The following is a 17,661-nucleotide window of genomic DNA, read 5'->3' as shown; positions in this document are numbered from 1 at the left end:
CCCACTCGCTCCCGACAGCCAGCCCCACACAAAACTCAACGTCGTCCGCCCCGCCTCATCAACCCCGACCGTCCCCCGCGACCAACCGGAAAGCCTCTCGCCCTACTGCGCAGCTCTGATCGCCGCCAACAACTGCTTTCCGGCCTTTGCCGGATCAGCATCTTTGTCATTCATGAAGTGCGTCACCACATCAAACACCGCGCCCTGCACGGCCTGCGATGTCGACATATTAAACGCCATGCTCGGCGCCAGTGAGCCGGTCTTTTCGGCGTTGGCAAAATCCTTCGCCGAGGCCTGAGCGCAGCTGTCGAATCGGCTCATGTCCAGCCCTTTAATCACTGGAATGGAGCCTTTGTTCTGGTTGAAGACATACTGAAACTCCGGCTCCAGCGCGACCTTGGCCAGATCATCACGAGCAGCAATGTTGCCGGGGTTGTCGTTCTTTGTGGCCAATTTGAACATCGCGAGCGAATCAATCGTGTAGCTGTAAACGCCCTGCGAGCCGGGAAACGGTACGCACAGGTAATCGACATCGGCTTGCTTGCCGGCCGCCGTCCATTCGCTTTTCGCCCAGTCACCCATGATCTGCATACCGGCCTTGCCGTTGATGACTTTGGCGGTTTCCAGATTCCAGTCCTGACCATTGCCGTCGGGATCCAGATAACCCTGCAATTTGTGCAATGCAGCAAACACCTCGGTCATTTTTGGCCCGGTGAGAGTGGCCTCATCGACATCAATAAAGGCTTTCTTGAACCCGTCAGCACCCATGACGCTCAGCAGCAGATTCTCAAAAACGGTGGTGTCCTGCCAGGCCTGGCCGCCATGGGCGATGGCGATAAAACCCGCTGCCTTGAGCTTGTCGCCAGCGGCATACAGCTCTTCCAGAGTAGCCGGCGCCTTGCTCACGCCGGCCTTTTTCAGCACCACCGGGTTCAGCCATAACCAGTTGATGCGATGAATGTTCACCGGCACCGCGACGTAATGCCCTTCGTATTTCATGCTGTCGGCGATGGTCCTGGGCAGCAGGTTGTCCCAATGGTTGGCCTTGGCGACGTCATCCACGCTGGTCAACAAATCGAGCCGACCCCACTCCTGAATATCCGGCGCTTTGATCTGTGCGGCCGAGGGCGGATTGCCCGACACCGCGCGAGTTTTCAGCACGGTCATTGCCGCGCCACCTCCGCCGCCGGCGACGGCGCTGTCCTGCCAAGTGAAACCATCCCTCTGGATGATCTTCTTCAACACGTCCACCGACTTGGCTTCGCCGCCGGACGTCCAGTAATGAACGACCTCGACGGTGCCTTTGCTTTCAGCGGCGTGGACGACGAAGGGGAAAAGTGACGCCAAAGAAACCATTGCAGCAAGGCGATTGATGCGGTTCATTTTCGATACCTTTATTGTTGTTATTGAACGGATTCAGCGGTGCAGTTCGATGACTTACTCGAGCCCAAGACCCGCGCGCCCCAGTGCATTCAAGCCCTCGACACTGAAGCGTTCCTGCCAGTTTTTTTCGTAATGCTCAGGCGGAAAATCGTCAGGCGACGCGCCCCGTTCAAATGCCCTGAATACATCTTTGGCGTAACGCCGGTTTTTCGGACACATCGGCGCCGCAGGCACATACATCACGTTGCCCCAACCTTGTTGGTTGTCCACGGGCGCGACGCTGTGGATCACATCGCAATGCCACCAGACCGAGTCCCCCGCCTGCACATCCGGAATCGGGCTCAGCCCGTCGACCAACAGCGGATGCCATTGCCTTGAAACCGGCAGCACTTTGCCGGGCGCCACGCCGCACAACTCATCCTCAGGCACGTCATCGAGCAACGGGCGAAGCAGCATGTACGCCATCGCTTTCGGAATCGGCAAGGTATGCAGCACGCCCTGATCCGCCTTCATGTCAGACAACGCCGTCCACCCCTGAAACGTGCGAAACGCGGAACACTTGACCGTGTCCTTGTAGGCGTATTCATCAACCTCGGTACGAAACGCCGCGTCCCAGGGGTCGTAGGCGTTGAAATCGTTGCTGTAGATTTTGTCGAAGACCTTCAGGTACGCCGGATGCAACCAGCGCTCCAACGCACCCGAATCGGTGTGCGGCCCCAGCCCTTTGGAATACGTGCCAGGTGGGCGCCGCCGCACCCGGTCGGGATACAGCGCATTGACGTCAGGGTCGAACCATTCCTGACCGTGCGACTGAGTTTTCCAAAGACGATTGAGGAACGATTGCGCGGCGCCCATCCGCTCGTCCTGACGCAACTGCATTTGCGACGCAGACCAATAGATCGGGAAAATCTCCGGACGTGAACCCTCAAGGTTGCCGAAAAACTGGTCAACCGGGCCACGGTAAACAGTGTCGAAGTGGTTTTTATCGAGGTATTCCAGCAGGCCCTTGTCCCAATTCAACACCTGCGCTCGTGGAAAGTGGTTTCTGATCACCACGCAACCCCGGCGTTTGATCAACGCCAACTGCTGCGGCTTCACTTTCGCCGCGAGAATGTCAGCGAACTCCAGCTCCGGCCAAGCCGAACCTGTGAGCGCTTCCTGCTCTTTGATTGAGGCGATTTCGCCAGCAACAAACTCACTGACCTGGGCGAACAACGCATCCACATCGCCGATCTGCTCACGCAGCGCGCGCTTCATATTGACGATGCTGGCTCGGTAATCGTCGGGAAGCGTTGCGCTTTCGAATGCCTGGTATTTGCTCATTGAATGACCTGCTGTTCTTGTTATTCAGGCAGGTATGGAAGCACTTCCGAGGGCTATCGCGGCAGCCTCGATTGAAGCGTCAGGTAATACGATTGTGGCGTTTTGCCCGGATGGGCCGGGACGATCGACCTAGTGAAAATGATGCTCGTGCTGGCGGCGAAACTCCGAGGGGGTCAGCCCTTTCTGCGCCTTGAACTGACGATTGAACAGCGCCAACGACGAATAGCCAACCGCCTCAGCGATCAGCGAAACCGTAGTGTGCCCTTGCATCAACAGCGCACAAGCATGCCCGATCCGTAAGCGCACGATGTAGTCCAGCGCCGTGCAGCGCGTGTGACGACGAAACATTCGATGGAACGCCGACACGCTCACGCACGCCATCTCGGCCAAAGCAGGAATACTGACGGGTTGGGCGTAGTGCCCATGCAGGTACTCCAGGACTCGATGGATGCGCGGGTCTTCGACGATGGGGCTCCCGGCCTGCGTGCTCGGCGCTGGGAGAATCCGCGTGGCATCAACGTCTTTCGCCAGTTTGCCGAGCACCGCCAGCAGCGCAATCAATCGCTCCGCCGGCTCCTGATCGACCATCGCCTCAATCACCGGCCGCACCTCGCGAGACGCGTCCTCACTGAAACTCAACGCATGCCCCGCCGCCGCGAGCAACCGCCGAACCGACCCAAACTCAGGGAACAACGTCACCAACGACTCCGCCCACGCCGCCGAAAACCAGATGACCAACGCAACGTGCGGCTGCCGCGGATCAATCAACTCCGCCGAAGACCAGCTATGCGGCACATTCGGCCCCACCAGAATCAGATCCCCGTCATCGTAAGGCGCAACGTCATTGCTGATATAGCGATGGCCTCGGCTGTTCAACGTCAGCGTCAGCTCATACTCGGGATGGTGATGCCACTCGAACGGAATCGCCTCGGGTAAGCGCCGGTTCAGCAGCGTCCAAGAGGCATCGGCCTCGGTGGGGATTTTCTCGAAACTGGGCTTCATGGTGACGGATTCTGCTAGCTGGCGTGGTTGGCACGCCACGATCGTATCACTCACACCCAGCCGTTCAAGGCGTGAAATCGTCCTCCGCCCGATCATGGCGCTGCCTTGCCCTATCGCGTGAACACGCTAGTTTTAAGGTCAAGTAATGACGCTGCCAATCACCGGGCCTGCGCAAAACACCCTTTTAACCCATAACGCGTACCCCGGGAGGCCTGATGAACAACTTCCCAATCGTCGCCACCGTTCTCTCAATGATCCTCGGGCTCTCCGTCACCCGCCTGCTGCTTGGCGTATTAACGGTGTTCCGCATCCGCCGAGTAGCCAAGCCAGATTGGGTGGCGCTGGTCTGGGCGGTGATGCTGTTTACCATGCAGCTGCAATTCTGGTGGGCCGTCAACGCACTGTCGACGGTGAAACAGAGCTTCTCGTTTCTTGAATTTCTACTGCTGGTGATGCTGACGCTGTCGCTGTTTGTCACCGCTGCGTTGTTGCTGCCGAGCCGTAGTGAGGATGAGCAGAACGGGTTGCGCGTGTATTTCGAACAGGATGGGCGCTATGCATTGCTGTCGCTGTCCACGTATCTGTGCCTGGGGCTGATCGTCAATGTCACGCTGTTTGAGGCATCGCCTGTAGCGCTTTGGGGTTTGCTCGATGTGGTCATGATTGCGTTGCCGATTGGCGCATTTGTGGCTCGGTCGCGTAAAGCGTATGCGGCGATTACGTTGATTTATGTGCCGATCAATGTGATCGACACGCTGATTTCGCTGGCGAATTAACTCCCCCTCTAGCCACGGGACTTGCTGCGGTGGATCGCGAAACGGCTATCGCTCCTCCAGTCCACAAAGACATCGCAAAAACAGCTCGAACTGCCCTGTTGAAGCAATTCCTGGACTTTGTTTAAAGACACCCCAAGTTACGTCATCCCAACCTACAACGCCTTGCGCCGTTGCCTACGACTACGCCAGAATCCGCCGGCTTGTGCGCCTTGGATGCGGGTTCTATTGTGGGTCGGTCACTGAATAGCAGTGATCGGGTTTGGTAGCCCGTGTATACAAGGTGCGCAATTTCACTATTGGCGAAAGTCTTCGCCTGGCTTTTATGGTGGTCATGCGCAGGGCGCTTTCGAGCGCGCCGGTTTTCCTTGTGTCCCGGTCTACCAACCTGTGCATGGCCGCCACCCATCGTTTGGTAGCGAGAGGGTGATGGCTCCTTTTAAGCGACACAAGGGAGTTACATCATGTTCAAAATCACACCGAATCCACCAGAAACCGACCCGATCGCGGGCGACGAATCCCCAGACGCCAAGAAATTCAACGAAGCCGTCGACCGCGCCCTCTCCCATTACCTCGGCCCCGCCCCGGAAATCATGCTCACCCCGTACCAAACCAACACGATGTTTATCGCCAACCCGAACACCAAGACTGAGGAATTGCTGGTGAATGCCAGCGAATCACTCGGCTCGGCCTCGGTGATGCTTGGGGATGTGATCGGGCTGGTGCAGGGACCGGCACGCAAGACGCTGCAAGGCATTGCACAGGTGGTGATGCTTGGGGAGTTGGCAGTGAATCGGGCGTTGGATAACGTAGTGCCAACGGAGTAACCGGCCCCCGACTATGGCGGCGATTAGGCCGCCATACGGGAGAAAACAGAGAGAAAAATGAGCATAACGACCAATTTTCGGCCCATTGCGGCTGTTCGGAGTCGACTGATGTAATCGAACAAATATCACCGTGATCACATCTAACTTTCGATGTAACTAGCTAAGCGCATGACGTCGCTCATACTTTTAAGCCTGACAGTAAACTCTCCGTTCGCATTCTCTTTTACGTCGGGAATTCTTCCAAAAATTTCCTCACGCGAAAACTTTTGGAGACGCAGGCACGGCTTTCTGAAGTAGAACAACATCCACTTTTGGTTCGGAATGAATGCAAAATCGCAGTCATCCTCACGCAAGAAACGAAAATCCTTGATGTATCCGTGCGAGCTTGGAAAGCAGTCATAGCCCTTAAGCGTTGATGCCCATCCAATCATGTACAAGAGCGCGTGCTTGGCCTCTGGAGTAACCAGAATCTCGTAGTATTCCCGCAACATCTCACTGTTCTCAGCTCCGCGCAGCATCTCGAGATCTCCCACTCTTTCCGATGGAGGCTGCCTTTAGCGTGAAAAAGCAGCTGCGGTGGTCGCCAGTCTTCAAGGTTCACCAAGCTGAGGCCTTGAAGCATTCTGGATCACAATCTGCTGGCGATTTCCTTCCAAATATAGGCGTAGTTGTATTTCAGCCAGCGCACCAACACCTTATCGAACTGCCGACGAAACCAATTACGTTTTCTCGCAGCCAACCTTTCCTCTATCGACTCTCTGAGTATGTCAGGATCGAAACCAGTCCATACCGGGGGTACTGCGGCCACAAGATTGGTGAAGCACACCGGTGCGACCTCTGAATAGAGAATTTCGTAAAGAATGTCAGGGTCGACGCCTCGTACTTTCCTTGCTAGGTAGTCATATTCAACCGGAAAGTCGTTGAAGGGCTCGGAGAGTGCCGCTCTGACCTTGGTCAGTTCTGGCTCAGTCAGAAGATGTCCCAATGCGTGAACTCCTCAAGCTCTTCATCCAATGAACTCGCAACAGCTTCGCCCGCAACACCGCCTGCGATTGTTCCAACCAAGACCACTGCGATTGCACAAATGGGGGCACCAGGTCCGCAAAATGCGCTGACGCCCAACCCTGCAAGTACCCCACCAAATGCCCCAGCACCGACAATGATTCCTTGGCGCGCAGCTTCCTTGGGTTTGTTTTCAGCATTCAATATCTGATATGTCGCCAGAGCCGCAGTTACGAGAACACCAAGCTTGCCCATGATCAGCATCTTTTTTGTACCGGCCGAGAACTTGGCATTATCCCGGCCCGAAGATTCCAGAATGGTGTAATGGACTTTGTTCTTCTCTATTTCCGAAAGGCTGTCGTAACCTTTTTGGAATAGGTTTTCAGAGTACATATTTAAAAGTGTTTTGAGCTCCGTCCCACCCTTTTTCTTCCTCTGGGCGATTGCCAGCCCCTGCGCAGAGGTGAACTTGCGATGCTCAACCATGATTTTGTTGCGCATCTCGTGACTGAACTTCACTCCCTCTTGCGCCGTAATCTTTCCAGCTTTCACGTCATCGCGTGTTTGCTGAGACATACGCTGGATATTCTTGATATAGCTCGCTCGAGTTTTTTCATCAGATATCGCATCCAGTGAAAACCGCAGCGCAGAGCCCTCCATTAGCTCTAAAGCCCGATCAAGAGGAGAGTCTTGCAAGGCGTGCTCTCGCTGGACCACATAGCTGCCAGTGACGATGTACGGCTCTGTCATAGGATGGTCCTTATCCCAAAATCGAATTCAATAGACTTTCGGTGAGAGATGCCGCTTCTTCGGATGCTTGCTCTTCAAATTGGAGCATCACGCACGCCTTCCCCGATAGGTTCGAAAATTTAATGGCGTTGTCTTTATCAAATACACCGGGCAACGATGAGCCGTCATCAAAATGCGCGGTGCAGGATAGGCCTTCGTAGCTCTCGTCCGCAGGTATTCTGAAGCCGATCCAACGCGCATACCCCGCTAACGGCGCAGGAGCAACAAACTCACAAGGCGAATGGGTATCACCGATTATCACCGTCCCCGACCCGCCAACTACGACGCCGCCGTGAGTGCCACCCGTGTCAATGGTTGCGGCATTCTTACCGTTGATGAGCACAGTCGAAGATAGGCCAGATGAGAGCGCACTCCCGCATGTGCACGCGTCACCTTGCCGTGCTGCGGCCAGTCCGTCGAAAAAACACGTCGGGAGAGCCGACCGCAATAGGGTTGGTGCCGTGTCCTGGCAATGGGCAACTGTATGGATCACTTTTTCGCGCCGCTGGCTTGGCCATAATGACTTCCTGTCAAATCCTTGTGAGCGTCGTAAGCTACCAGAACAGGTCACTTGTTAAAAATCTATGTGTTGGAGGGCATTGTCTATCGCCCTCCAATAGCCGCACGCATTAGCTGATCAGCGTTTGAATCGAGACGTCACAACTCGGATGGGAAAGGCTGCCTCTGATTGCATTCACGGGCAGCAATCGGCCAAAAGCGGACGGTCAAGAGAGTGTCAGATTTTTTGTGTGCGAGCGGTGATGGCCTACCGTGACCCAGGCTTTCATTCGGCAGTCGCCACGTCCCCTTTTCCGGGACTGATGAGCAAACCTCATCAAGCTTTGCCGATTTACCCGTCTAGTCCTCAGTCGTTAGCGCGCTTACTGTTCTTCCCATGCCCAACGGGAGATCAACATGCACAAACGCACACTCGGCAACAGTTCACTCGAAGTATCCGCCCTCGGCCTCGGCTGCATGGGTCTGAGCCATGGTTATGGCCCGGCCACGGACACCGAACAAGCCATCGCACTGATCCGCTCAGCCGTTGAGCGAGGCGTCACGTTCTTTGATACCGCCGAATTCTACGGCCCCTATATCAATGAGCAAGTAGTCGGCGAGGCGCTGGCGCCAGTTCGCGACCAGGTCGTGATCGCCACAAAATTCGGCTTCGCCGTCGGCGCCGACAATACAAAGCAGACTCTGGACAGCCGCCCCGAACGTATTCGAATAGCCGTCGAGGGCTCGTTGCGTCGTTTGAAGACCGACTACATCGACTTGCTCTACCAGCACCGCGTCGATCCGAACGTGCCGATCGAAGACGTCGCCGGCGTAGTGAAGGACTTGATTGGCGAAGGCAAGGTCAAGCACTTCGGCCTGTCGGAGGCCGGTGCGCAGACCATTCGCCGTGCGCATGCGGTGCAGCCGATCACGGCGCTGCAAAGCGAGTACTCACTGTGGTGGCGCGATCCCGAGCAGGAAATCCTGCCGACGCTTTGGGAGCTGGGCATTGGCTTCGTGCCCTTCAGTCCGCTGGGGAAGGGGTTTCTCACTGGCACGGTGACGGCTGAGACCACTTACGGCAGCGACGATTTCCGCAGCATCGTCCCGCGTTTCAGCCAATCGGCGCTCCAGGCCAATCAGGCGCTGGTGGTGTTGGTCCGTCAGATAGCCGCGCAGAAACAAGCGACACCGGCGCAGATCGCGCTGGCCTGGCTGCTCGCGCAGGCACCGTGGATTGTGCCGATTCCGGGCACGACCAAACTGCATCGCCTGGAAGAAAACCTCGGCGGCGCGGAGATCACGCTCGATGCGGCCGAACTCAAAGCGATTGATACCGCGCTGGCGCAAGTCCGCATCGAAGGCGAGCGCTACCCCGAATCCCTCAAGGCGCGTGTCGGCCGATGAGTAACGATCACGATCCGCTGCGGCGCACGGTGATCGCCGCATTGGCCAGCGCGCCACTGCTGTCGCTTGCCGACACGCAGAGTGCCGGTGAAACACCGCGTTCTGGCTCGCGCATTCTGGTCGCGTATTTTTCGCGCTCGGGCAATACCCGTGTGGTTGCCGGGCTGATCCAGCGTGGACTGGGTGCCGATCTGTTCGAGATTTGTCCGGCCCACGCTTACCCCGAGGACTATCTGCAAACCGTGGAGCAGGCCCGCCAGGAGCGTGACAGTGGCTTCGAGCCCGAGCTGCAGAACAAGGTTCATGCCCTCAGCGACTACGACACGATCTATCTCGGTTTTCCGATCTGGGGTGAAACCGCGCCGCCGATCGTGCGCGCATTCCTCAGCGCCCACGACCTGACCGGCAAGACCCTCATCCCCTTCAACACCCACGGCGGTTACGGCTTGGGCAACAGCCGCAGTGTGCTGGTCAAGCACGCGCCGAAGGCCAAAGTGCTGGAAGGATTTGTGATGGAGGGTGAGCAGGAGCGCAAGACCATGGAACGCGTGAACGGCTGGCTGAACGATCACCCTCTCACGCATTAATCGAATTCTGTACGGAGTGACATAATGAAAAACCGCACGTTGGGCAATGGCCTGGAAGTGTCTGCATTGGGCCTTGGCTGCATGAGCATGACGTCGGCCTACGGGCCGGCAGCCGACCAAGCCAGCATGATCAAGCTGATTCGTTCGGCCCACGAGCAAGGCGTCACCTTGTTCGACACCGCCGAAGCGTATGGCCCGTTCGCCAATGAAGAGCTGCTGGGCGAGGCCTTGCAGCCGATCCGCGAGCAGGTCGTCATCGCCACCAAGTTCGGCTTCGATATCGACCCGATCACCGGCGCACGAGGCGGCGGCACCAATAGCCGGCCGGAGCGTATCCGCGCCGTCGCCGAGGCGTCGTTGAAGCGCTTGCGTACCGATCACATCGACCTGTTTTATCAGCACCGCGTTGATCCGCAGGTGCCCATTGAAGACGTCGCCGGCACCATCAAGGAATTGATCGCCGAGGGCAAGGTCAAGCATTTCGGCCTGTCTGAGGCAGGTGTGGAAACCATCCGCCGGGCCCACGCGGTACAACCGGTCACGGCGGTACAGAGCGAATACTCGCTGTTCTGGCGCGGCCCGGAACTGGAGCTGCTGGCGGTGCTGGAAGAACTGGGGATCGGCTTCGTACCGTTCAGCCCGCTGGGCGCCGGTTTTCTCACCGGTCAGATCGATGAGCACACGCAGTTCGACGCCAGCGACTTCCGCAACTTCGTCCCGCGTTTTTCCCCCGAAGCGCGCAAGGCCAACCTGGCGCTGGTCGATGTGGTGAAAGTCGTCGCTGAGCGTAAGCACGCGACACCTGCGCAAGTCGCGCTAGCCTGGTTGCTCGCACAAAAACCGTGGATTGTGCCGATCCCTGGCACGACCAAACCCCATCGACTGCAAGAGAATCTGGGCGCGGTCGAACTGCAATTGACCGGCGACGATCTGCGCGTGATCAACGAGCAGATCGCGCAGATTCAGGTGCACGGTGAACGCCTGCCGGAATCGGCACTGAAAATGACCGGACTCTGAGTCTGCCCAACGCGGCGCCACGGGCGGCGCCGCTTTTCTTGTCTGACCGGAGAACCAATCCGATGAACCGATTGATTGCGCCACTCGTTGCTTTGTCACTGATGGCGGCAGAGTCCCAGGCCGCCGGCGAAATCCGCATCACGCCAAACGGCGCGCAGCCCTCGGTCAAGGGCGCGGCGCAAAACTTTACCGGCACGGTGCGCGTTGATGGCCTGTTCAAAGGTGAACCGCCGGCGCGCATCGGCGGCGGCACAGTGACCTTCGAGCCGGGCGCACGCACGGCGTGGCACACCCATCCGCTGGGGCAAACGCTGATCGTCACTGCCGGCGTCGGCTATGTGCAGCAAGAGGGTGGCGCGCGTCAGGAGATCCGTCCGGGCGACAGTGTCTGGATTCCACCGAACACCCGTCACTGGCATGGCGCCACGGCCAGCAACGGCATGACCCACATCGCCATCGCTGAAGCCGAGGACGGCAAGACCGTCACTTGGGGGGAACAGGTCTCGGATGCGCAATACGCCGGTAAATGAAGTTACGGAATGTGTCGAAGTTGCGCTCCCGGCACGTTGGGGGCAATCGACTAGTCGACGTCTAAGCCCCGAATCTGCGGGGTTGCGTCTGGATTTCTGCGATGACTGCTCCGTCGATTCATGAGTTCTGCTCAGGAACCCATGCGCAATATCAGGGTTAATCGCCATAACCAACCTCCGTACGATTCAGCGACACCGCAGCGCCCCGCAATGGATGGAGCCCTTCACGATGATCACTGACACCCGCAACAGCACTGCACTCCCCACACTCATGGCGCTCTGCCTTGGCGTCGGGGCGATGTTCAGCGTCACCACTCAAGCAGCCGAGGCTTCGCCCACCATGACCAGCACACCCGCCAGCGCAGCCAGCTTGTCGAGCCAGCAACAAGCCATTCCACTGATCGCGGCGTTCATGGCGACCAGCGACATGCCCAACCTCAACACGGCGCTCAACCAAGGGCTTGATGCCGGCCTGACCATTAGCGAAACCCGTGAAGTTCTCGTGCAGCTCTACGCCTACGTCGGCTTCCCCCGCAGCCTCAACGCCTTGAATGAATTGATGACCGTGGTGCAGGCGCGCAAACAACGCGGCCTTGACGATGCGCCGGGACGTGAGCCGAGCCGGGCGACTCCGGTCGGGGATGAGCTATTGGCAGCGGGTACGGCGAATCAAACGAAAATCTCCGGCGCCCCGGTCAAAGGCCCGGTGTTCGAGTTCGCTCCGGTGATCAACCGGTTCCTGCAAACCCATCTGTTCGGCGACATTTTCGAGCGCGACAACCTCGACTGGCAAAGCCGCGAACTGGCGACAGTCGGGGCGCTGGCAGCGTCCCCGGGCGTGGAATCGCAACTGCGTTCGCACATGGCGGCGAGCCTGCGCGTCGGGCTAAGTGCGGCACAGTTGCGCCAGGTCACCGAGCTGCTTGAAAAGCATGGCGATACACAGACTGCCAAGCGGGCAAGCGCAGCGCTGACCCAAGCGCTCGCAACAGCGGGGAAATGACATGAAATCTGCAAAGCATTTACTGAGCGTCACGCTGCTGAGCCTGTTGGCGGCCTGCGCGAACCACTCCGAAGGCCCGCTGCTGATCCAGAAACAAGGCAGCTTCGCCGCCGGCGGAACGATGACCACGGCACCGGGCACCTTCAACCCGCGCCAACCGATGACACCCAACGGCCAGACCTACCACGGTGACCACGTCTACGCCTTCTATCAAATCCCGGCGGACGCGCGAAAACTGCCCATCGTCATGTGGCACGGCGCGGGTCAGTTTTCCAAGACCTGGGAAACCACCGCCGATGGTCGCGAGGGTTTTCAGAACATCTTTCTGCGCCGCCACTACGGCGTCTATCTGATCGATCAGCCCCGGCGTGGTGATGCCGGGCGCAGCATGGTCGAGACCACCATCAAGCCTGTGCCGGACGAACAACTGTGGTTCAACCAGTTCCGCATCGGCCTTTGGCCCCGCTACTTCAACGGCGTGCAAGTGGCACAGGACGCCCAGACCCGCGAGCAGTTTTTCAGGGCAATGACGCCGAACACCGGGCCGTTTGACATGGGCGTGGTCTCCGATGGTGTGTCGGCGCTGTTCGACAAAATCGGCCCCGGCATCCTGTTTACGCATTCTCAGGGTGGCGGGCCGGGCTGGTTGACGGCGATCAAGAACGACAAGGTCAAAGCCATCGTGGCGTTCGAACCGGGCAGCAGTTTCGTGTTTGCTGACGGTGAAGTGCCGGCGCCGATTCCCAGCGCGTTCGACACGGTGCAAGGCGCAGCGGTGCCGATGGAGCAATTCATGGCACTGACGCGCATTCCGATCCTGATCCTGTACGGAGACAACATTCCGGAACAGACAGTCGATCTGCCCGCTCAGGACAGTTGGCGCGCACGCCTGAAAATGGCCCGGCTCTGGCGTGACGCGGTCAATCGCCATGGCGGTGATGTGCGACTGATACACCTGCCGGAGATTGGCATTCACGGCAATACCCATTTCCCCATGTCGGATCTGAACAACGTGCAGATCGCTGATCTGGTCGCGCAGTTCCTCAAAGAAAAACAGCTGGACTGACCCAAATACTTTTGCTACTGCCGCCCTTTTTTTGCTCAGGAGCTTCACGTGAAAAACACTCTCAAAGCCACGCTCATGTCGGCATTGGTCGGTCTCTCGGCGGGCGAAGCGTTAGCCGCTGACTACAAGAAGAACCCGTTCACACTCGCCTATGACGGCGCGATCAGCAAGAACGAGCCGGGCAAGGTCAACATCCACCCGGTCAGCTATAAGCTCAACGGGCTGGACATCGCCGCCAATGTCTACACTCCTGCCAACTACGACGCGAAGAAGAACTACCCGACCGTGGTGGTTGCGCATCCCAATGGCGGCGTAAAAGAGCAAGTCGCCGGTCTCTATGCCCAGCGGCTCGCCGAACAGGGCTACATCACCATCACGGCCGATGCGGCCTATCAGGGCGCCAGCGGTGGCCAGCCGCGCAGCATCGATAAACCGGCGTATCGCATCGAAGACATTCACGGCATGGCCGATTTCATCAGCCAGTTCGCTGGCGTGGATGACAATCGTCTGGGCCTGCTCGGCATTTGTGGCGGCGGTGGTTATTCGTTGGCGGCGGCGCAAACCGACAAACGCTTCAAATCCCTGGCGACGGTGAGCATGTTCAACTCGGGTCGAGTACGCCGCAACGGCTACAACGACTCGCAAATGGACAGCATCCAGCAACGTTTGCAGCAGGCATCAGCTGCCCGCGCGCAAGAAGCAGCGGGGGGCGCGGTGCTGTATTCGGGGGATGCCAACCTCACCGACGAGCAGATTGCCAAACTGCCTTTCGAACTGTATCGCCAAGGCTATGAGTACTACTGGAAAACCCACGCGCACCCGAACTCGACCTTCAAATACACCACCAGCAGCCTTATTGACCTGATGCGTTTCGACGCCACCGACCATATCGAATTGATCAATCAACCGTTGCTGATGATCGCCGGCAGCAAGGCCGACAGCCTGTACATGACCCAGGATGCGTTCCCCAAAGCCACCGGCACCACCGACAAGGAAGTGTTCATCCTCGATGGCGCCACCCACATTGAAACCTACTGGGTGCCGCGTTATGTCGATGCCGCGATTGGCAAACTGACCACGTTCTACGCCCGTACCTTGTAATCAACTCTCTGGGGGTCGCGCATCTGTGTGCGACCTGCTTTCATGGAATAATCACGCGCCCCCTCATGAGAGGTTCTCATCAATGTCCCGCGCCAATCTCAACGACCTGCAAGCCTTCGTGGTCATCACCCGCGAAGGCAGCTTTACCCGTGCTGCCGCACAACTCGGCGTCTCGCAGTCGGCGCTGAGCCACACCATGCGCGCACTGGAAAGCCGCTTGGGTGTGCGCCTGCTGACGCGCACCACACGCAGCGTCTCGCCGACCGAGGCGGGTCAGCGGTTGTATCAATCGATGGCACCGAGGTTCGATGAGATCGAACTGGAACTGGCCGCCGTCAGCGAGTTTCGCGACACCCCCGCCGGCAATGTGCGGATTCAGGCGTCCGAGCATGCGGCGAACAATATTCTCTGGCCGAAGCTGCTGAAGGTGCTGCCCGACTACCCGGACATCAGGGTCGAAATCACCGTCGATTACGCCCTTTCCGACATCGTCGCGCAGCGGTATGACGCGGGGGTGCGCCTGGGCGAACAGGTAGCCAAGGACATGATTGCCGTACCGATTGGGCCATCGTTGCGCATCGCCGTTGTCGGCTCGCCGCAGTATTTCCAGCATCGGCCTTACCCGATGGAACCGGGAGATCTGGCGGCGCACAACTGCATTAACCTGCGCCTACCGACTCACGGCAGCCTGATGCAATGGGATTTCGAAAAGGATGGCCACGAGCTCAAGGCCCGCGTCGAGGGCCAATGGACATTCAACAGCAGCGTGCCAATTCTGCGTGCGGCCGTGGCGGGATGTGGCTTGGCTTTCCTGCCAGAGGACATGGTGGCGAAGGAACTTGCGGACGGTAGCCTTGTGCGGGTGTTGGAAGATTGGTGTCAACCCTTTGCCGGTTACCATCTCTACTACCCCAATCGTCGCGAACACTCATCAGCGTTTGGCGTTGTAGTTGAAGCGTTACTCTACAGGGACTGAGACATCGACCTTCAAGGCGTCTGGATTTTTTCCGCCCCCTCACAACCGTGAATGAGCAGATGATTTTGATCGACTGCGTCGGGCGCGACCGGCTGCAATGGGAGGTTTACTGCTCATTATGAATGGCAGCTATTGGCCGAGAGCAGCCTTTCGTGAATGGCAGCAATTGGCCGAAAGCTGAACCACCACCAGCTGCTACCACCCAGTCCAAAAAACGGCTGCTTCCCTGATTACGCAGCCTCCTCACGCTTTCGTTCTAAACAACTTATTCATGTAGTACCTCAAACTCCACCGATCCTTCGGCCGCGGCTTATAGTGCGTTTTATTCCTCTGCCCCGGCTCCCCGCCCACCCCACTCGCCGTGTAGTAATAAAGCGCAATCGACCGCCGAGTGATGTGTTCCGGCGTAGTCAACGGCTCCGGATGCCCATGGTTACTATCCTTGTCCGTATTAAAAATCACACACCGGTTATAAACCGGTAGCACTTTCTTCAGACATTTCTTCATCCCCACATCCCAAAGCTCCAGGTTGCCGCCGTACGCCTCCTGCCAGTCCTCGGTCAGGTAAATGATCACGTTCAGCCGTCGCTCGACGTTGAGCTTTTTGTTTAGTCGAAAATCCGAGTGCACGCCGAGGAAGCCGCCGGTTTTGGTTTCGTGCAGGCCGCCGCCGGTGAAGTAAGGATCGGGGATCAGCCCTTGTATGCCGGTGAGTTTTTCGAGGAATTCCAGCATGGGTGCGGAGTTGAAGGTGTTGAACACGTTCTTCAGGTACGGGCTGCAGGCGTTGGGGCTGATCTGGCGTTTGAGTTGGCCTTTGTAGCCGCGCTCGTAGATTTGCTCGTTGTTGGTCGGTTCGACCGGGAAGTGTTCGCGGATGCTGGCGATGACGTCTGCTTGCAGGAAGTTGTCGATGACGATGTGCGGGAATGGCGTGGCTTGGGTGTATTCGCGGGTCAGCGATTCGCCGAAAGCGCTGGCGGCGGTTTGGTCGAAGTCGAGTTCGGGGGTCAGGGTGATGGGGAGTGTTTGCGTGTTGGCTTGCATTGCCGCTCCGATGATTTTTGGCTTTCAGGGCTGGGCAAACAGGGGCTGGGGTTTGGCGCGGTGCCTGTGTTTGCTTGCTGAGTACAGTGGCGAGCAGGTTGCCATGTCGGCGATTGGCTGCCGAGTGTCCTTTGCTTAAACGTGGTGCGGCGGTGTTACGGCATGTTTCCGACTGTCACAAACCGGTCATATTTCCTCTGCTAACCTCCTCGGCGCCCTACCCTTCACCCCTGTCCTAGAGCCCCCAACCGAAGGTGCCGCCAAGGTGTTTCCGACTCCCGTTCGCCAGCAAATCATCCTGCGCTCCGACAACCTCCGTTCGGACGACTTCGGTGCACTGTTTTCCAGATTGTTTGGCAATCGTTATGCGGACAATCCGCCGCTGCCGTCGAACATCATTATCGGCGGCGTTTACGGGCGGCACGATGGTGTGAGTTTTCGGCGGATGCATTATCACGGTGATTTCACCGTCGCTTTCCCCGATCCACAGGACGAGATCACCTTCGTCATTCCCACTGCCGGAAAGATCGTTTTCAACCATGCCACCGAGTCTATCGGGGTGTCGCACGTTGGGCTGGCGATTGATAAGGCGGATATCCGTTCGATGCGCTTTCTGGATGATCACGCGCATCACGGGATGTCGATCAATCGTCACCAGCTCACCGAGCGACTGTCGGCGTTGTTGGATAAACCGATTCTGCAGAAGATCGTTTTTGAGCCGAGCGTGGATCTTGAGACGGCAGCGTTTCAGGGGATCAAGGCGTTGATTGATCTGGCGACGGGGACGGAGTTTGATCTGTTGCTCAACAGCGGGACGTTGATGCCGTCGCGGTTGCGCGAGATGTTGGTTGATGCGGTGCTAGAGGCTTGGCCGCATAACTTTTCCGAGGCGTTGCGGCGGCCGACGGCGATGGTTGCGCCGCGACATGTGAAGTTGGCGGTGGAGTTTATTCAGGCGCATCCTGAGCAGTTGGTCAGTGGTGTGGATCTGGCGCGGTTGAGTCATGTGAGTCAGCGGGCGTTGCAGGAGGGGTTTCGGCGGTTTGTCGGGATGTCGATTGTGGCGTATCAGCGGCAGGTTCGGCTGGAGCGGGCTTATGAGGTGTTGAAGCGGCGGGGTTCGGGGTCGGTGACGGAGGTGGCGTTGCGGTTCGGGTTTAGCAATGTGGGGCGGTTTTGTCGGTATTTTCAGGGGGCTTATGGGGTGAGTCCTGCGGATTTGCGCGGGCGGGATTGAGGGTGTGAGTCTGTTGTGGTGATGGTGGCTGGGAAGGCGCTATCGCTAGCAGGCTAGCTCCCACAGGGGGCTGTGTTGTGATTGAGATTGTTG

General features: G+C 58.0%; 18 protein-coding genes and 1 pseudogene. 11 read left to right on the top strand and 8 right to left on the bottom strand.

The genetic code is table 11. The annotated features are described in order from the left end of the window. Window positions 1–102 precede the first annotated feature (102 nt). The 3 genes from ACM6IN_RS11170 to ACM6IN_RS11160 all read right to left on the bottom strand — a co-directional run bounded on the left by ACM6IN_RS11170 (window position 103) and on the right by ACM6IN_RS11160 (window position 3,708). The gene (locus ACM6IN_RS11170) at window positions 103–1,383 is read right to left on the bottom strand and encodes an ABC transporter substrate-binding protein (protein WP_414916008.1); all 1,281 of its coding nucleotides are present in this window, start codon (window positions 1,381–1,383) and stop codon (window positions 103–105) included. 54 nt (window positions 1,384–1,437) lie between these two features. Next, entirely contained in the window at window positions 1,438–2,706 is a 1,269-nt protein-coding gene (locus tag ACM6IN_RS11165; RefSeq protein ID WP_007913055.1) for a DUF1479 domain-containing protein, read from the bottom strand. A gap of 129 nt (window positions 2,707–2,835) precedes the next feature. Beyond that, complete coding sequence (locus ACM6IN_RS11160; RefSeq protein ID WP_414916007.1) at window positions 2,836–3,708, bottom strand: helix-turn-helix domain-containing protein; 873 nt, start codon at window positions 3,706–3,708, stop codon at window positions 2,836–2,838. A 215-nt stretch (window positions 3,709–3,923) separates the two neighbouring features. On the opposite strand from ACM6IN_RS11160, the gene ACM6IN_RS11155 reads away from it, so the two are divergent. Together ACM6IN_RS11155 and ACM6IN_RS11150 are read left to right on the top strand one after the other, a co-directional pair. Next, window positions 3,924–4,484: a hypothetical protein gene (locus ACM6IN_RS11155; RefSeq protein WP_007913051.1), complete on the top strand. Its 561-nt coding sequence runs from the start codon at window positions 3,924–3,926 to the stop codon at window positions 4,482–4,484. 461 nt (window positions 4,485–4,945) lie between these two features. Further along, window positions 4,946–5,308 (top strand): DUF6124 family protein, encoded by a 363-nt coding sequence (locus tag ACM6IN_RS11150; protein WP_007913049.1) that lies wholly within the window; start codon window positions 4,946–4,948, stop codon window positions 5,306–5,308. A 140-nt stretch (window positions 5,309–5,448) separates the two neighbouring features. Here ACM6IN_RS11150 and ACM6IN_RS11145 read toward each other — a convergent pair whose 3' ends face one another. The 4 genes and pseudogenes from ACM6IN_RS11145 to ACM6IN_RS11130 form a co-directional block, all read right to left on the bottom strand. After that, entirely contained in the window at window positions 5,449–5,826 is a 378-nt protein-coding gene (locus ACM6IN_RS11145; RefSeq protein ID WP_095111967.1) for a hypothetical protein, read from the bottom strand. A gap of 110 nt (window positions 5,827–5,936) precedes the next feature. Next, window positions 5,937–6,293, bottom strand: a complete 357-nt coding sequence (locus tag ACM6IN_RS11140; protein WP_007913045.1) for a hypothetical protein — start codon at window positions 6,291–6,293, stop codon at window positions 5,937–5,939. Then, the gene (locus tag ACM6IN_RS11135; RefSeq protein ID WP_414916006.1) at window positions 6,278–7,060 is read right to left on the bottom strand and encodes a hypothetical protein; all 783 of its coding nucleotides are present in this window, start codon (window positions 7,058–7,060) and stop codon (window positions 6,278–6,280) included. Before ACM6IN_RS11135 ends, ACM6IN_RS11140 begins: the two co-directional genes overlap by 16 nt. Before the next feature lie 10 nt (window positions 7,061–7,070). Beyond that, a pseudogene (locus ACM6IN_RS11130) lies at window positions 7,071–7,620 on the bottom strand (PAAR domain-containing protein). A gap of 394 nt (window positions 7,621–8,014) precedes the next feature. Here ACM6IN_RS11130 and ACM6IN_RS11125 point away from each other — a divergent pair. The 8 genes from ACM6IN_RS11125 to ACM6IN_RS11090 all read left to right on the top strand — a co-directional run bounded on the left by ACM6IN_RS11125 (window position 8,015) and on the right by ACM6IN_RS11090 (window position 15,284). Next, window positions 8,015–9,004, top strand: a complete 990-nt coding sequence (locus tag ACM6IN_RS11125; protein WP_007913039.1) for an aldo/keto reductase — start codon at window positions 8,015–8,017, stop codon at window positions 9,002–9,004. Further along, window positions 9,001–9,591 carry a flavodoxin gene (locus tag ACM6IN_RS11120; RefSeq protein ID WP_007913038.1) on the top strand — a complete coding sequence of 197 codons (591 nt, stop codon included), beginning with the start codon at window positions 9,001–9,003 and terminating at the stop codon, window positions 9,589–9,591. The genes ACM6IN_RS11125 and ACM6IN_RS11120 overlap by 4 nt, the downstream gene beginning before the upstream one ends. A gap of 24 nt (window positions 9,592–9,615) precedes the next feature. Then, window positions 9,616–10,608, top strand: coding sequence for an aldo/keto reductase (locus tag ACM6IN_RS11115; protein WP_007913036.1), 993 nt, complete (start codon window positions 9,616–9,618; stop codon window positions 10,606–10,608). Between the two features lie 62 nt (window positions 10,609–10,670). Continuing rightward, entirely contained in the window at window positions 10,671–11,138 is a 468-nt protein-coding gene (locus tag ACM6IN_RS11110) for a cupin domain-containing protein (RefSeq protein WP_007913035.1), read from the top strand. Between the two features lie 229 nt (window positions 11,139–11,367). Continuing rightward, a complete protein-coding gene (locus tag ACM6IN_RS11105) occupies window positions 11,368–12,141 on the top strand; it encodes a carboxymuconolactone decarboxylase family protein (protein WP_007913034.1) in 774 nt (257 codons plus the stop codon). A 121-nt stretch (window positions 12,142–12,262) separates the two neighbouring features. Next, the gene (locus tag ACM6IN_RS11100) at window positions 12,263–13,207 is read left to right on the top strand and encodes an alpha/beta hydrolase (RefSeq protein ID WP_177321049.1); all 945 of its coding nucleotides are present in this window, start codon (window positions 12,263–12,265) and stop codon (window positions 13,205–13,207) included. A 48-nt stretch (window positions 13,208–13,255) separates the two neighbouring features. Continuing rightward, entirely contained in the window at window positions 13,256–14,308 is a 1,053-nt protein-coding gene (locus tag ACM6IN_RS11095; RefSeq protein WP_007913032.1) for an alpha/beta hydrolase, read from the top strand. An 82-nt stretch (window positions 14,309–14,390) separates the two neighbouring features. Beyond that, entirely contained in the window at window positions 14,391–15,284 is an 894-nt protein-coding gene (locus ACM6IN_RS11090) for a LysR family transcriptional regulator (RefSeq protein ID WP_007913030.1), read from the top strand. 243 nt (window positions 15,285–15,527) lie between these two features. Here the strand turns inward: ACM6IN_RS11090 and ACM6IN_RS11085 are convergent, their stop codons facing one another. Further along, entirely contained in the window at window positions 15,528–16,331 is an 804-nt protein-coding gene (locus ACM6IN_RS11085) for a 2OG-Fe(II) oxygenase (RefSeq protein ID WP_414916005.1), read from the bottom strand. A 265-nt stretch (window positions 16,332–16,596) separates the two neighbouring features. Between ACM6IN_RS11085 and ACM6IN_RS11080 the strand changes: the two genes are divergently transcribed. Then, a complete protein-coding gene (locus tag ACM6IN_RS11080; protein ID WP_414916004.1) occupies window positions 16,597–17,568 on the top strand; it encodes an AraC family transcriptional regulator in 972 nt (323 codons plus the stop codon). The last annotated feature ends 93 nt before the right edge of the window (window positions 17,569–17,661 follow it).

The organism is Pseudomonas sp. IT-P395 (assembly GCF_949767675.1).
Taxonomy (GTDB): domain Bacteria; phylum Pseudomonadota; class Gammaproteobacteria; order Pseudomonadales; family Pseudomonadaceae; genus Aquipseudomonas.
This window is presented reverse-complemented; position numbering and strand designations above follow the sequence as displayed.

What these genes read in the sequence shown, in the direction of transcription:
- ACM6IN_RS11110 (WP_007913035.1), top strand. Translation starts at nt 10,671, where the DNA reads ATGAACCGATTGATTGCGCCACTCGTTGCTTTGTCACTGATGGCGGCA.
- ACM6IN_RS11085 (WP_414916005.1), bottom strand. Translation starts at nt 16,331, where the DNA reads ATGCAAGCCAACACGCAAACACTCCCCATCACCCTGACCCCCGAACTC.
- ACM6IN_RS11125 (WP_007913039.1), top strand. Translation starts at nt 8,015, where the DNA reads ATGCACAAACGCACACTCGGCAACAGTTCACTCGAAGTATCCGCCCTC.
- ACM6IN_RS11165 (WP_007913055.1), bottom strand. Translation starts at nt 2,706, where the DNA reads ATGAGCAAATACCAGGCATTCGAAAGCGCAACGCTTCCCGACGATTAC.
- ACM6IN_RS11150 (WP_007913049.1), top strand. Translation starts at nt 4,946, where the DNA reads ATGTTCAAAATCACACCGAATCCACCAGAAACCGACCCGATCGCGGGC.
- ACM6IN_RS11160 (WP_414916007.1), bottom strand. Translation starts at nt 3,708, where the DNA reads ATGAAGCCCAGTTTCGAGAAAATCCCCACCGAGGCCGATGCCTCTTGG.
- ACM6IN_RS11155 (WP_007913051.1), top strand. Translation starts at nt 3,924, where the DNA reads ATGAACAACTTCCCAATCGTCGCCACCGTTCTCTCAATGATCCTCGGG.
- ACM6IN_RS11105 (WP_007913034.1), top strand. Translation starts at nt 11,368, where the DNA reads ATGATCACTGACACCCGCAACAGCACTGCACTCCCCACACTCATGGCG.
- ACM6IN_RS11145 (WP_095111967.1), bottom strand. Translation starts at nt 5,826, where the DNA reads ATGCTGCGCGGAGCTGAGAACAGTGAGATGTTGCGGGAATACTACGAG.
- ACM6IN_RS11135 (WP_414916006.1), bottom strand. Translation starts at nt 7,060, where the DNA reads ATGACAGAGCCGTACATCGTCACTGGCAGCTATGTGGTCCAGCGAGAG.
- ACM6IN_RS11115 (WP_007913036.1), top strand. Translation starts at nt 9,616, where the DNA reads ATGAAAAACCGCACGTTGGGCAATGGCCTGGAAGTGTCTGCATTGGGC.
- ACM6IN_RS11170 (WP_414916008.1), bottom strand. Translation starts at nt 1,383, where the DNA reads ATGAACCGCATCAATCGCCTTGCTGCAATGGTTTCTTTGGCGTCACTT.
- ACM6IN_RS11100 (WP_177321049.1), top strand. Translation starts at nt 12,263, where the DNA reads ATGACCACGGCACCGGGCACCTTCAACCCGCGCCAACCGATGACACCC.
- ACM6IN_RS11120 (WP_007913038.1), top strand. Translation starts at nt 9,001, where the DNA reads ATGAGTAACGATCACGATCCGCTGCGGCGCACGGTGATCGCCGCATTG.
- ACM6IN_RS11090 (WP_007913030.1), top strand. Translation starts at nt 14,391, where the DNA reads ATGTCCCGCGCCAATCTCAACGACCTGCAAGCCTTCGTGGTCATCACC.